Here is a 14,727-nt window from a genome sequence, read left to right on the forward strand (position 1 = left end):
GGGGGACAGCTTCACGCGCAGAGCTGAGGCGCCCGACGCGTACAGCGACACACCGTTCCACGAGGAGGCGATACGTGCCCGCTCGTGCGAACCCAAAGGCAGTGCGTGCAGGGCGGCGTCCAGGAGCGCGGGGTGCAGTCCCAAGCCGTCGGTCGCAGTTCCCTCGGGAAGTGCGACCTCGGCGAACACGTCCCCGCCGAGGCGCCAAGCCGCACGCAGGCCCTGGAAGACCGGTCCGTAGGAGAGACCAGTGCTCTCCAGGCTGTCGTAGATGCCGTCGGCCTCGACCGACGCAGCACCCTGCGGCGGCCATGCGGACAGGTCGAACGCCGCGGACTCGGCCGCCGCGGACAGTGTGCCGGTCGCATGCAGTGTCCACTGGCTGCCGGGGGCCGCCTCGTCGGCGCGGGAGAAGAACCGCACCGGGCGGCGGCCCGCCTCATCAGCGGCGTCCACGGCCAGTCGCAGTACCACTGCGCCCAGCTCGGGCAGGACCAGCGGGGCCTGGAGCGTCAGTTCCTCGACCCCGCCGCAACCGACCTGGTCGCCGGCGTGGATCGCAAGCTCGATCAGCGCCGAGCCCGGCACGACGGCCGAGTCCAGCACCACGTGATCCGCAAGCCATGCGTGCGACTGGAGAGACAGGCGGCCCGTCAGCAGCATCCCGTCCGACTCCGGCAGCGCGACCGCCGCGCTCAGCAGCGGGTGTCCCGTGGCCGACTGGCCGAAGCCCGTGGCGTCACCGGAGAGCGTGGGCGTGTCCAGCCAGTAGTGCTGGTGCTGGAAGGCGTACGTCGGCAGGTCCACGCGCTGCCCGCCGCGGCCTGCGAAGACGCCGTCCCAGTCCAACTCCGCGCCGTTTACGTGCATACGGGCGATGGCGGAGGTGAAGACCTCGGCTTCGGGGCGGCCCTTGCGCAGGACCGGGGTGAAGACCACGTCTTCGGCGTCGGGCAGGGACTCCTGGCCCATCGCCGAGAGGATGCCGTCGGGGCCGAGCTCCACGAAGGACGTGACGCCCTGCTCGGCGAGATAGGTGATGCCGTCCCGGAAACGCACAGCCTGACGCACATGCCGTATCCAGTACTCCGGTGAGCACAGTTCCTCCGCGGTGGCCGGCTCGCCGGTCACGTTGGAGACAACCGGGATCCGCGGCGCGGAGTAGGTCATCACGCGGGCGTGCCAGCGGAACTCGTCCAGCATGGGTTCCATGCGGGGGGAGTGGAAGGCGTGGCTGACGCGGAGCTGGCGGACCTTGCGGCCCTGGCCGCGCCAGTGCTCCAGCACCTCCACGACAGCGGCTTCGTCACCGGAAATGACCACCGACGACGGGCCGTTGATCGCGGCGATGGCGATCTCCGTCTCACGGCCCTCAATCGTCGCCAGGATTTCGGCCTCGGTGGCCTGGATCGCGGCCATCGCGCCTCCGGCCGGGAGGGCCTGCATAAGGCGGCCCCGTGCAGCCACCAGAACAGCCGCATCTTCGAGGCTGAAGACGCCTGCCACGTGTGCGGCAGCCAGCTCACCGACCGAATGGCCGACGAGGAAGTCGGGTGTCAGACCCCAGGACTCGACGAGCCGGAACAGTGCGACCTCGATCGCGAACAGCGCGGCCTGCGTGAACGCTGTCCGATCCAGCAGACCGGAGCTGTCGTCGTCCGTGCCGAAGACGAGGTCCTTGAGCGGGCGCTCAAGATGCAGGTCGAGGTAGGAGCAGACTTCGTCGAAGGCCGCCGCGAAGACGGGGTACGTCTCGTAGAGCTCCCGGCCCATGCCGACCCGCTGGCTGCCCTGCCCGGTGAACAGGAACGCGACCCGCCCACGGTTCACGCTCCCCGCGGTGACCGCGCTCCCCGATATCTCACCGCCGGCGACAGCCTCCAGTCCGGCCAGCAACTCCTCACGGCTCGCGCCTGAAATCACGGCCCGGTGCTCGAACCGCGCCCGTGACACCGCCAGCGAGTAACCCACATCGGCCAGACCCAGCTCGGACTTCTCCTCCACGAAGGAGTACAGCCGCTCGGCCTGCGCCCGCAGCGCGTCCTCAGTCTTGCCCGAGAGCACCCACGGAACGACCCCACCGACAACAGGAGCCTCGGAAACAGCCTCGGCTTCCGCAGCCGGCGCCTGCTCCAGAACCACATGCGCGTTCGTGCCGCTCATGCCGAACGACGAGACACCGGCCCGGCGCGGGCGCCCGGTCTCCGGCCATTCGCGCGCCTCCGTCAGCAGCGACACCGTCCCCGCCGACCAGTCCACGTGCGGGGACGGCTCGTCCGCGTGCAGCGTCTGCGGCAGCACACCCTCCCGCATAGCCAGAACCATCTTGATGACACCGGCGACGCCGGCCGCAGCCTGCGTATGCCCGACGTTCGACTTCAGCGAGCCGAGCCAGAGCGGCTCCCCGCCCTCGCGCCCCTGCCCGTACGTGGCCAGCAGCGCCTGAGCTTCGATCGGGTCACCCAGCCGCGTACCCGTGCCATGGCCCTCGACGGCGTCGATGTCCGTCGTGGCGAGGCCGGTGCCCGCGAGGGCGCGGCGGATGACGCGCTGCTGGGCAAGACCGCTGGGAGCGGTCAGGCCGTTGGACGCGCCGTCGGAGTTGATGGCGGTTCCGCGCACCACCGCGAGCACCTGATGGCCGTTGCGCCGGGCCTCCGAGAGTCGTTCGAGGACGACGATGCCGACGCCCTCACCCCATCCGGTGCCGTCGGCGTCCGCGGAGTACGCCTTGCAGCGCCCGTCCTCGGAGAGGCCGCGCTGCCGGCTGAAGGCGAGGAATCCGCCAGGACTCGACATGACGGCCGCACCGCCGGCCACGGCGAGTGGGCAGTCGCCACGGCGCAGCGCCTGTACGGCGAGGTGGAGTGCGACGAGCGAGCCGGAGCAGGCGGTGTCGACGGTGATGGTGGGACCTTCGAAGGCGAAGGTGTAGGCGAGACGGCCCGAGGCGACGCTGGCGGCGTTGCCGGTCAGCAGGTAGCCCTCGAAGCCCTCGGCGGCATCCTGCAGGCGCGGGCCGTACTCCTGGTTCTCGACGCCGACGTACACACCGGTCTGACTGCCGCGGGCGGCCCTGGGGTCGATGCCCGCGCGTTCGAGGGCCTCCCAGGTGCTCTCCAGCAGGAGCCGCTGCTGCGGGTCCATGCCGAGCGCCTCGCGCGGGCTGATGCCGAAGAAGTCGGCGTCGAACTCGCCAGCGTCGTGCAGGAATCCGCCCTGGCGGGTGTAGCTCTTGCCCGCGTCGTCGGGGTCCGGAGAGTACAGATTGTCGAGGTCCCAGCCGCGGCGGGTGGGGAAGTCGGAGATCGCGTCGCCGCCCTCGGCGAGGAGCTTCCACAGCTCCTCCGGGGTGGTGACGCCACCGGGGAGGCGCACGGCCATGCCGACGATGGCGATCGGCTCGTCGTCGGCGGCGGTGGTCCCGAGCGGCTCACCCTGGTCGCCCGGGTCGGCGGCGGAGCCGTACAGGAGGCGCTGAAGTTCGCGCGCGAGCGCCCGCGGGGTGGGATGGTCGAAGGGCAGGGTGACGGGCACGCGGAGCCCGGTCGCCGCGACAAGCCGGCTGTGGAAGTCGACGGCGGCGAGCGAGTGGAAGCCGAGCTCGAGGAAGGAACTCTCGGGGTCGATCCCGTTCGGTACCTCTCGGTCCGCGCTCTTGAGCACGTCCCTGGTCAGACCGGTGACGAAGGCGAGCAGGTGGCGTTCCTGCTCCGGCCCGGTCAGTTCAGCCTGCGAACGGAATTCTCCGGACTGGCCTACCATCGCTCGCTCCACAACTCTGCCGACATGGCTGTTCAAAGAAACCGGACTTCACGCGAGAGTATGTGGACACCAAGTGGCGGTCACACCCCTACGCACCCCTTGGGGGCATTGCCGATATGGGGGTTGGTGTTGTGGCGGCTTTCGGCGCCGCCGTGACGACGGCCAATGAATGCCGACGCATCAACCGTTCACGCATGCCGACGCATCAACCGTTCACGATTGTTGAGGCAACAGCGGCTGACGAATACCGCCACGACAGCTGTATTCGTCACCACCGGGCATCAGCTTTTCGTCGGCCGCAGAGTGGACCGGAGAACGCTTTTCGGGTCGACGGCCACGACATCGAAGTTCCGGGTGGTGCATTTCACTCGACGGAACAGATTGTCGGGGCCGGTGATGTAGAGCTTCCGTACACCCAGGTTGAGCAGCGAGTCGACGACATCGGGCCAGTTGATGGCCTTGTCGAAGGTGTCGAGCATCATTGTCCGCATGGCATCCGCGGTTCGCACGACGCTGCCGTCCTGGTCGGCGACGACAGTGAGTTTCGGGTCGCGGATCTCGTACCGGGACAAGACCTCCTCCTCGGCCTTGCGGCGGAGACCGCCGAACGCCTCGGCGTGCACGGGCGGGCGCATCGTGTACATGGAGTAGCCGCCCATGGCGCTGATGGCCTTCTTGAGGCCGTCCAGGAGGTGTTCGCGAATGGACACCATGCAGAAGCCCTCGTCGAGGCGGCCCGAGATGTCGTACCAGTCGCCGTTCGCGGCGAGCCCGTCCAGATACTCCTGGAAGGCCTCGTCCGGGACGCGCACACAGGAGTGGGTGACCACATCCTGGTGTTCGACGGCGAAGAACTCCTGCTCGCAGCGGGCGAGTTCGGCCGTCATACGGACGGTGTCCGCGAAGTCGACGGCCCCGGTCCAGGCGGCCGCGGCCTTCTGGCCGAAGCTCGGCCCGACGCAGTAGTCGGGGCGCATCCCGAGGAGGTCCTCGGCGCGGTCGGCCAGAGCAAGGGAGTTGACCAGGAAGGCCACCTGCGTGTACTCCGAGTAGTCGTCCTCGGCTTCGTAGAACCGGTCGAGGAGCGAGTACCCGAGCGCCTTGTCTGCAGCCGATACGCGGCGCCTTGCGTACCTGTCGAGAACCATGAATTTGCCGACCGCGGAAAAGCTTGACGGTCCCATTCCTGGAAATACGACAGCTGTCTTCTCTTCCATCAGATTTCACCCACAGTCAGCCAGCGGACAGCATGGCCGACGCTATGGGGGCGGGCGGGCCCCGGGCCACCCCATAGGCCCCCTAATCCCACCCCGTAGGCACCCCTTGACCTTCACGGGTGCCGCACATGCGGTCACCCGGCCCGCCTCGTGTGCGGACGCCTTGCCGGGCCGCCCGGTTCCCGTATCCCGCATGCCACATAGGCAGGGGGGATAGGGGTTGCCAGTGCCTCCCGGCGAAAAATAGCGTGTGCCTGCCGGCGCAGGCAGTCCTCGGCCGACAGTTCACCATTCGGCCGGGCCACACCGACGGCATCGACAAGCGGCTCGCGCGGCGTGAGCGGGCGGAGCCCTCCCGGAATTTCATTGATTCCCCGACCAGCATCGCCGAAACGGCCCGAAGGGTTTTCCTGATGACGTCACCCAGCCCGGCTTCAATGAGCATGCTTGTTCCGGACTTCCCCTTCTCCTACGACGACTGGCTACGCCATCCCGCCGGTCTCGGCGAGCTGCCACCCGAACGAGCCGGTACGCCGGTGGCCGTTGTCGGTGGTGGCATTTCCGGGCTGACGGCCGCGTACGAACTGATGCGGCTCGGTCTGCGGCCCGTTGTGTACGAGGCCGGCGATCTGGGCGGCCGTATGCGAGCCGTTCCCTTCGCGACCCGCCCCGAGTACGTCGCCGAGCTCGGGGCGATGCGCTTCCCGAAGTCGGCGCGGGCTCTGTTCCACTACATCGACCTGCTCGGCCTGGGCACCCGCCCGTTCCCCAACCCGCTCGCGCCGGACACCCCGGGCACGCTCATCGACGTCAACGGACGCCAGCACTGGGCCCGTTCGCAGGACGACCTCCCGATGCTCTATCAGGAGGTCGCGGACGCCTGGGAGAAGACGCTCCAGGAGCTGGCCGAGCTGTCGACGGTGCGCGGCGCGATTCAGCAGCGCGACATCGTGACCCTCAAGGCCGTGTGGAACCGTCTGGTACGCGATCTCGACGACCAGTCCTTCTACGGCTTCCTGGCATCCTCGTCCTCGTTCCACTCCTTCCAGCACCGCGAGGTCTTCGGCCAGGTCGGCTTCGGTACGGGCGGATGGGACACCGATTTCCCCAATTCGGTTCTGGAGATCCTGAGGGTGGTCTTCACCGAGGCCGATGACGATCAGCTCTCCATCGTCGGCGGTGTGCAGCAGCTGCCGCAGGGGCTGTGGGAGCAGCGGCCCGAGTCCCCGGCCCACTGGCCCGAAGGCACTTCACTCTCCTCGCTGCACGGCGGGGGTCCGCGGCCGGCCGTCGTGGGGCTGCGGCGCAAGGGATCCGACTTCGTCGTCGAGGACGCGTCCGGAGACGTCAGCGTCTACCCGGCCGTGGTGTTCACACCGCATCTGTGGACGTTGCTGAACCGGATCGACTGCGAGCCGGGGCTGCTGCCGACCGAGCACTGGACGGCGGTGGAGCGCACGCACTACATGGGCTCCTCCAAGGTCTTCGTCCTCACCGACCGTCCGTTCTGGCGCGACATCGACCCGCGCACCGGCCGGGAGACGATGGGAATGACCCTCACCGACCGGATCGCGCGCGGCGTGTACCTCTTCGACAACGGTGTCGACCGGCCCGGCGTGATGTGCCTGTCGTACACATGGAACGACGACTCGCTGAAGTTCGCGACCCTGTCGGCGCAGCAGCGCCTCGAAGTGCTGCTGGACCGGCTCGGCGAGATCTATCCGGGTGTGGACATCCGGTCGCACATCATCGACGAGCCGATCACCGTCACCTGGGAGACAGAGCCCCATTTCATGGGTGCCTTCAAGGCGAACCTGCCGGGCCAGTACCGGTATCAGCGGCGGTTGTTCACCCACTTCATGCAGGACGGGATGGACGCCTCGCACCGCGGATTCTTCCTCAGCGGCGACGACGTCTCCTGGACCGCAGGCTTCGCCGAAGGCGCGGTGACCACCGCCCTGAACGCGGTGTGGGGCGTGGTCAACCATCTGGGCGGCCGTACCCCGTCGGCCAACCCCGGACCCGGCGATCTCTTCGATCAGCTCGCTCCGGTGGAGCTGCCCTACGCCTGAGCCGGCCGTGTTTGTCCATCAATCCCCATGCTCCTCGCGGAACGAGGTATCACGATCATGACCAGGACCGGACCGGATGTGCGGGCGGGCAATGTCTCGACTCTGCCGGAGGCGCTTCGCCTGCGCTGCGAGAAGCAGCCCGACGAAGTCGCCTACGTATTCCTGCGCGACGGTGAAGAGCCCGACGGGTCGCTCACCTACCGGCAGTTGGAGATCGACGCGGGCTCCCGCGCTGCCGCCCTGGAGCGGGCCGGGCTGAGCGGCGGTAATGCCGTACTGCTCTACCCCTCAGGTCTGGAGTTCGTACGGGCGCTGCTCGGCTGCATGTACGCGCGAGTGGCCGGCGCCCCGGTTCAGGTACCCACCCGGCAGCGTGGGGTGGAGCGGCTGCGCCGGATCGCGGACGACGCGGGTACCAGCACTGTGCTGACCACGGGAGCCGTCAAGCGAGACCTGGAGGAACGGTTCGGCGATCTGCCTGAGCTGGCCGGACTCACGCTCATCGACACCGAGGCGCTGCCGGAGGCGCCGTGGACGGGCGACGGTCCGGGCCCCGACGACATCGCCCTGCTCCAGTACACGTCGGGCTCCACCGGCGATCCGAAGGGCGTGATGGTCACCCACGCCAACTTCCTGAGCAATGTCGCCGAGACCGACGAGCTGTGGCCGGCCGGACCCGATGGTGTGGTCGTTTCCTGGCTGCCTCTCTTCCACGACATGGGAATGCTCTTCGGCGTGCTGATGCCGCTGTGCTCAGGTGTCCCCGCCTATCTGATGGCCCCGGAGGCCTTCATCCGCCGGCCCGGCCGCTGGCTCGAGGCGATAGCGCGGTTCCGCGGCACGCATGCCGCCGCGCCGAGCTTCGCGTACGAGCTCTGTGTACGGGCCCAGCAGGACGGCAAGGTCGCCACGGACATCGACCTGTCGACCTGGCGGGTGGCGGCCAACGGCGCCGAGCCCGTGCGCTGGCGCGCTGTGCGCTCCTTCGCCGAGGCATTCGCCCCGGTCGGCTTCCGCCCCGGCGCCATGTCCCCGGGTTACGGCCTCGCCGAGAACACCCTCAAGGCCACCGGCAGCCGCCTCGGCCAGGAGCCGACCGTGCTGTGGGTGGCCGCAGAAGCACTGCTGGCCGGCCGGGCCGAACTGCTCGCCCCGGAAGCCGACGGAGCGCAGCCCCTGGTGGGATCGGGCTTCGCGGTCTCCGGCACCCGGGTGCGGATCGTCGACCCCGTGGCGCTGACCGAGTGCTCCGAAGGCTGGGTCGGTGAGATCTGGGTGGACGGGCCGTGTGTCGCCGCCGGCTATCTCGGGCGGGAACGGGAGAGCGAGGAGACCTTCCGGGCGGTCATCGCCGGACAGGAGGACGGCCCCGGCGGGAGCACATATCTGCGCACCGGCGACCTGGGCTTCCTGCTCGACGGCGAGCTGTATGTGACCGGTCGGTTCAAGGACGTCATCATCCGCAACGGCCGCAACTTCTACCCGCAGGACATCGAGCTCTCGGCCGAGAACGCGGCACCGGGCCTGCACCCGAACGCGGCCGCGGCGTTCTCTGTGGACGACGGCGAGACGGAGCGACTGATCGTCGTCGTCGAAGCCGACGGCAGGGCACTGCGCGGCACCGGCCCGGACGAGTTGAAGGAACTGGTCCGCAAGGCCGTCTACGAACGGCAGCGACTCGAGACGGACGAGGTCGTGATCGTGCGGCGCGGCCTCCTGCCCCGTACCACCAGCGGCAAGGTGCAGCGTCGCGCCTGCCGCAAGCGATACCTGAACAACGAGCTGAAGCCTGCCGCGGCAGCGGAGCGGAGTGCCTGATGGCATCGGAAGAAACCCCCAACAGCCCTTCCCGTAACGGCACCGCCTCGCGCCTCACCGAGCTGCAGCGACGTCGCGACGAACTTGCCGCGCACGCCGGATCCGACGCGGTCAAGCGCCAGCACGAGAAGGGCAAGATGACGGCGCGGGAGCGCATCGACGCCTTTCTCGACCCCGGGTCGTTTGTCGAGCTGGACGCCTTCGCCCGCCACCGCAGCCACGACTTCGGCATGGAGCGCAACCGTCCGCTGGGGGACGGCGTGGTCACCGGTTACGGCAAGGTGGACGGCCGCAAGGTATGCGTGTTCGCACAGGACTTCACGGTCTTCGGCGGCAGTCTCGGTGAGAAGTACGGCGAGAAGATCGTCAAGGTGATGGATCTGGCCCTCAGTACGGGCTGCCCCATCATCGGCATCAACGACTCCGGCGGCGCCCGCATCCAGGAGGGTGTGGTCTCGCTCGCCTTCTACGCCGAGCTGGTCAAGCGCCATGTCGAGGGCTCGGGCGTCATTCCGCAGATCTCGCTGATGATGGGCCCCTGCGCGGGCGGTGCGGTGTACGCGCCGGCGATCACCGACTTCGTGGTGATGGTGGAGGAGACCTCCCACATGTTCGTCACCGGACCCGAGGTGCTGCGCACCGTCATGGGCCAGACGGTGGACCGCGAGGAGCTGGGCGGGGCGCTCAGCCACAACACCGTGTCCGGCAACGCCCACTACCTGGCGCAGGACGAGAAGGACGCGTTCGAATACGTCCGGCTGCTGCTCAGTCATCTGCCCTCCAACAACATGGAGGACCCGCCGGCCTACGACGTCACCGAGCCCGACAGCCTCACCGAGGCGGACCGGGCCCTGGACACTCTGATCCCCGACAGCCCCAACCAGCCGTACGACATGCGCAGGGTCGTCCGTACCGTCCTCGACTCCGGTGAACTGCTCGAGGTGCAGCCGCTGTTCGCGCAGAACATCGTCTGCGGCCTGGGGCGTGTCAACGGCCAGAGCGTGGGCATCGTCGCCAACCAGCCGATTGTCCAGGCGGGCGCTCTGGACATCGACGCCAGCGAGAAGGCGGCGCGCTTCATCCGCATGTGCGACTCCTTCCACGTGCCGGTGCTCAGCTTTGTCGACGTGCCGGGCTTCCTGCCGGGTCTGGAGCAGGAGCAGGGCGGCATCATCCGCAGGGGCGCCAAGCTCATCTACGCCTATGCCGAGGCCACAGTGCCGATGGTCACCGTGGTGACCCGCAAGGCGTACGGCGGCGGGTACGGAGTCATGGGCTCCAAGCACCTGGGCATCGACGTCAACCTGGCCTGGCCGACGGCCGAGATCGCGGTCATGGGAGGCGAGAGCGCGGTGAGCGTGCTGCACCGCCGCGCGGTGGCGGAGGCCGACGACCCGGCCGCGGAGCGGACACGGCTGCGCGAGGAGTACGAGCAGACGCTCTGCAACCCGTACGCGGCCGCCGAACGCGGCTATGTGGACGCGGTGATCATGCCGCACGAGACCCGGGCGAGCATTGCCGGCGCGCTGGAGACACTGCGCGGCAAGCGCGCCCACCGGCTGCCGCGCAAGCACGGCAACATCCCCCTGTGAGCGGACCGGAAGAGGGGGCCGCCACCCCCCACGAGGCAGACGGCCTGCGCGTGGTGCGCGGCCGTCCGACGGAAGAGGAACTCGCCGCGGCGGTGGTCGCGGTGACGGCGCTGCTGATGGAGCGGGCCGCCGGCCGGGGAACCGCACCGCCGCGCGCGGGCCGCCGCTGGGGCGCGCCCGCGCAGCGTATGACGCACTGGCCCGCGCGAGGCGGGTTCAGTGGCTGACCAGGACTCGGCCGGGCAGGCCGTCCGCAGCCGCGGTGCGTTCTCCGACATCAACGACCACATGGGACGAGGGAGTTCATTGTGCGCAAGATCCTGATCGCCAATCGTGGCGAAATCGCTGTCCGCGTTGCCCGCGCCTGCCGGGACGCCGGGATCGCGAGCGTAGCCGTCTACGCCGATCCGGACCGGGACGCTCTGCATGTCCGCGCGGCCGACGAAGCATTCGCCCTGGGCGGTGACACCCCGGCCGCCAGTTATCTGGACATGGCCAAGGTGCTGCAGGCCGCGAAGGATGCGGAGGCGGACGCCATCCACCCCGGGTACGGCTTCCTCTCGGAGAATGCCGAGTTCGCCCAGGCCGTGCTGGATGCGGGTCTGACCTGGATCGGGCCGCCGCCGCAGGCGATCCGTGATCTGGGTGACAAGGTCGCTGCCCGGCACATTGCCCAGCGTGCCGGTGCGCCGCTGGTCGCCGGTACGCCCGACCCGGTGAGCGGTGCCGACGAGGTCGTCGCGTTCGCCGAGGAGCATGGGCTGCCGATCGCGATCAAGGCCGCGTTCGGCGGTGGCGGCCGTGGTCTGAAGGTTGCCCGCACTCTGGAAGAGGTTCCGGAGCTGTACGACTCGGCGGTGCGTGAGGCTGTTGCCGCGTTCGGCCGCGGCGAGTGCTTCGTCGAGCGGTACCTGGACAAGCCGCGGCATGTGGAGACCCAGTGCCTGGCCGACAGCCACGGCAATGTCGTCGTCGTCTCCACGCGTGACTGCTCGCTGCAGCGCCGCCACCAGAAGCTGGTGGAGGAGGCCCCGGCGCCGTTCCTGACCAAGGAGCAGAACGCGGAGCTGTACGCCGCGTCCAAGGCCATCCTCAAGGAGGCCGGTTACGTCGGCGCCGGTACCGTCGAGTTCCTCGTCGGCACCGACGGCACCATCTCCTTCCTCGAGGTCAACACGCGTCTGCAGGTGGAACACCCGGTCACCGAAGAGGTCACCGGTATCGACCTGGTCCGCGAGATGTTCCGCATCGCCGACGGCGAGGAGCTCGGCTACGGCGACCCGGCCGTACGCGGCCACTCCTTCGAGTTCCGCATCAACGGCGAGGACCCGGGCCGCGGCTTCCTCCCCGCCCCGGGTACGGTCACGACGTTCGCGCCGCCGACCGGCCCCGGTGTCCGTCTGGACGCGGGTGTCGAGTCCGGCAGCGTCATCGGCCCGGCCTGGGACTCCCTGCTGGCCAAGCTCATCATCACCGGCGCCACCCGCCAACAGGCACTGCAGCGCGCCGCGCGTGCCCTGGAGGAGTTCACCGTCGAGGGCATGGCCACCGCCATCCCGTTCCACCGCGCGGTCGTCACCGACCCGGCCTTCACCGCCGACCCGTTCACGGTCCACACCCGCTGGATCGAGACCGAATTCGCGAATGACATCAAGCCCTTCGCCGTCCCCACCGATGCCGGTGCGGAGACCGAGAACGCGGCCCGCCGGACCGTGGTCGTCGAGGTCGGCGGCAAGCGCCTCGAGGTCTCGCTCCCCGAGTCGCTGGGGGCAGCAGTCGCCGGCGGTGCGCCCGGTGGTGGCAGAAAGGCTCCGCGGCGGCAGGGCGGTCCCAAGGCGTCGGCGGCCGCCTCCGGCGAGTCGTTGACCTCTCCGATGCAGGGAACCATCGTGAAGCTTGCCGTCGCGGACGGCAGCCATGTCGAGGAGGGCGATCTGATTGTGGTCCTGGAGGCCATGAAGATGGAGCAGCCGCTCACCGCCCACCGTTCCGGGATCGTCAAGGACCTGTCGGCGGAGGTCGGCGCGACGGTCTCGGCGGGAGCGGTCATCTGCGAGATCAAGGACTGACCGCCTGTCGGAGGACGCATACGACGGAGCCGGCCTCCACACCCGATCGGGGTGTGGAGGCCGGCTCATGTCTCTGTTGCGTCTGCCTGGTCCGGCTGTCGCGCGGGCGGTCAGCCCTGTTCGCGGTTCATGGTCCGCATGCCCCAGGCGCCGAAGATGACCACCAGGGAGAGGGCGGCCAGGGCGCCGGTCAGCGTGGTGCGGGAGGCGTACTCCCCGGCGGTGATCGCGCGCAGCGCATCGACCACGTGGGACAGCGGATTGACCCGGGACAGGTTGTACAGCCAGTCCGGCGCCGCACTCATCGGAAGCAGCACGCCCGAGAGCAGCATGAGCGGCACCAGCACCATGCTGAGCAGCGGAGCGAACCGGTTCTCCTGTTTGAGGATGAGCGCCAGCGCGTACGAGGCCGAGCTGATCCCGGCGGCGAGTACGGAGGCCAGCGCCAGCAGCAGCAGGACGGCCGGAATGGGGGCGCGGAATCCGAAGGCCGTGGCCGCGGCGAGCAGCATGACGCCCTGGATGCCCAGTTGGGCCAGATCGCTGAGGACCCGGCCGGAGAGCAGCGCTGCGCGGCTGACGGGTGCGACGCGCAGCCGCTCCATGACCCCGGAGCGCAGCTCAGGGGTGAGCGAGAACCCTGCGTAGGCGGCACCGAACAGGGTGAGCTGCATCAGCATGCCGGGCACGAACCACTGCCAGGCGTCCACGTTGCCGGGCAGCGTGTTCTTCAGCAGTGGGCCGAAGAGCACGAGATAGACCAGCGGGCCGGAGATCCCGACGATGAGTTGGAGCGGGCTGCGAGCCCATGGGCGGGTGGAGCGAATGAAGATGAGTCGCGTCTGCTTCAGGTAATGCACCGTCACTCTCCCTGATCGTTGGTGGAGTCGGCGTCCGTGTCCCGCAGACTGCGGCCCGTGAGGGTGAGGAACACGTCGTCCAGGGTCGGGCGGTGAGTCTGTACGGACATGACAGAGATCCCGCACCGGTCAAGTTCCCGTAGGAGAACGGGTAGGACGGAACCGCCCAGCGGCACCCGGAACCGTACGGTCCAGCCGTCGACGGCGATCTCGCGAGCGCCCGGGAAGCGTGCCGCGGTCGCGGCCGTGCCCGCCGGGTCCGAAGTTTCCAGGACGAGCAGATCGCCGGAGATCTCGCTCTTGAGTCCGTCGGGGGTGCCCTCTGTGATGATCTGCCCGTCGTCGATCACCAGGATGCGCTCACAGAGGGCGTCCACCTCGTCGAGGTAGTGCGTGGTGAGGAAGACCGTGGTGGAGTGCAGGTCGCGCAACGACCTGATGTGCTCCCACAGATTGCTGCGGCTCTGCGGATCCAGCGCGGTGGACGGCTCGTCCAGGAAGACCAGTTGGGGCCGGTGCAGTACGCCCATCACGATGTCGAGACGCCGCCGCTGACCACCGGAGAGGGTGGATACGGTCCGGGTCTCCATACCCGCGAGGTCGTACTGGCCGAGGAGTTCTTCGACCCGATGGCGGGCCCGGCCACGGGACATGCCGTACAGCTGGGCCTGCGTCAGCAACTCCTCCCCGACGCGCTGGTCGCCTCCGGCGCCGTTGCCCTGCCCCACATAGCCGATGCGGCGGCGTACTCCGGCGGGATCGGAGAGCAGATCGCAGCCGGCAACCATCGCCACGCCCGACGTGGGGCGCAGCAGCGTGGAGAGCATCCGCAGGGTGGTGGACTTTCCCGCGCCATTGGGGCCGAGGAATCCGACCAGTTCGCCCTCTGCGACGTCGATGTCCACGCCCCGGACGGCTTCTACGGTGTTTTTTCGGCTGCGGAACGTTTTGGCAAGGTCTCGTACCTTGATCATCGGCGGTGCCTCATCCGGTCTCGCATGATTGCGCTGAGCGCATGGAAAAACGCGCCGTCTCCATCGGAAGGGAATATCCTGATCGGCGCGATGTGGCAGATGCAGTGACACGCAGACTCGCGTACGTGTAGGGGAAAATATATTGCGCGTTCAATTCGGCGGACAACCCCTAGTCTCCCCTGCGGACCGACGTTGTGGGCTAGGGGCGAGGTGGTGCAGACCAGGTCGGAGCTTTGGTCCGCCAACAGTGGCCGAAATGAGCCCTAGGATGCCAGTATCTCCACCCGGACCTCAACCACAGGGTCGAGGTTGCCGGTTTCGTCGCACCGTAATGTCGCACCACTCCATGCGTGCGATATG

At 68.7% G+C, this 14,727-nt stretch carries 9 protein-coding genes; 5 read left to right on the plus strand and 4 right to left on the minus strand.

The window, feature by feature from the left end; all coding sequences use genetic code 11:
- Together ACFYXH_RS36590 and ACFYXH_RS36595 are read right to left on the minus strand one after the other, a co-directional pair.
- Positions 1-3,765 (minus strand): beta-ketoacyl synthase N-terminal-like domain-containing protein (locus ACFYXH_RS36590; protein ID WP_389572541.1); only part of this gene is annotated, 3,765 nt, incomplete at its 3' end.
- Positions 3,766-4,046: 281 nt separating this feature from the next.
- Complete coding sequence (locus tag ACFYXH_RS36595) at positions 4,047-4,913, minus strand: ACP S-malonyltransferase (RefSeq protein WP_327326576.1); 867 nt, start codon at positions 4,911-4,913, stop codon at positions 4,047-4,049.
- A 506-nt stretch (positions 4,914-5,419) separates the two neighbouring features.
- On the opposite strand from ACFYXH_RS36595, the gene ACFYXH_RS36600 reads away from it, so the two are divergent.
- The 5 genes from ACFYXH_RS36600 to ACFYXH_RS36620 all read left to right on the plus strand — a co-directional run bounded on the left by ACFYXH_RS36600 (position 5,420) and on the right by ACFYXH_RS36620 (position 12,533).
- Entirely contained in the window at positions 5,420-7,054 is a 1,635-nt protein-coding gene (locus ACFYXH_RS36600) for a flavin monoamine oxidase family protein (protein WP_389572544.1), read from the plus strand.
- 57 nt (positions 7,055-7,111) lie between these two features.
- Complete coding sequence (locus ACFYXH_RS36605) at positions 7,112-8,872, plus strand: fatty acyl-AMP ligase (protein WP_389572547.1); 1,761 nt, start codon at positions 7,112-7,114, stop codon at positions 8,870-8,872.
- Complete coding sequence (locus ACFYXH_RS36610) at positions 8,872-10,464, plus strand: acyl-CoA carboxylase subunit beta (RefSeq protein ID WP_389572549.1); 1,593 nt, start codon at positions 8,872-8,874, stop codon at positions 10,462-10,464. Before ACFYXH_RS36605 ends, ACFYXH_RS36610 begins: the two co-directional genes overlap by 1 nt.
- Positions 10,461-10,691, plus strand: coding sequence for an acyl-CoA carboxylase epsilon subunit (locus ACFYXH_RS36615; RefSeq protein ID WP_389572552.1), 231 nt, complete (start codon positions 10,461-10,463; stop codon positions 10,689-10,691). The genes ACFYXH_RS36610 and ACFYXH_RS36615 overlap by 4 nt, the downstream gene beginning before the upstream one ends.
- Before the next feature lie 81 nt (positions 10,692-10,772).
- Positions 10,773-12,533: an acetyl/propionyl/methylcrotonyl-CoA carboxylase subunit alpha gene (locus tag ACFYXH_RS36620; RefSeq protein WP_389572556.1), complete on the plus strand. Its 1,761-nt coding sequence runs from the start codon at positions 10,773-10,775 to the stop codon at positions 12,531-12,533.
- Between the two features lie 110 nt (positions 12,534-12,643).
- Here ACFYXH_RS36620 and ACFYXH_RS36625 read toward each other — a convergent pair whose 3' ends face one another.
- Together ACFYXH_RS36625 and ACFYXH_RS36630 are read right to left on the minus strand one after the other, a co-directional pair.
- Positions 12,644-13,393 (minus strand): ABC transporter permease, encoded by a 750-nt coding sequence (locus ACFYXH_RS36625; RefSeq protein WP_389572559.1) that lies wholly within the window; start codon positions 13,391-13,393, stop codon positions 12,644-12,646.
- 2 nt (positions 13,394-13,395) lie between these two features.
- Complete coding sequence (locus tag ACFYXH_RS36630; protein WP_389572562.1) at positions 13,396-14,298, minus strand: ATP-binding cassette domain-containing protein; 903 nt, start codon at positions 14,296-14,298, stop codon at positions 13,396-13,398.
- Positions 14,299-14,727: the final 429 nt, after the last annotated feature.

The sequence above is a fragment of the Streptomyces sp. NPDC002730 genome (assembly GCF_042888805.1).
Lineage (GTDB): Bacteria > Actinomycetota > Actinomycetes > Streptomycetales > Streptomycetaceae > Streptomyces.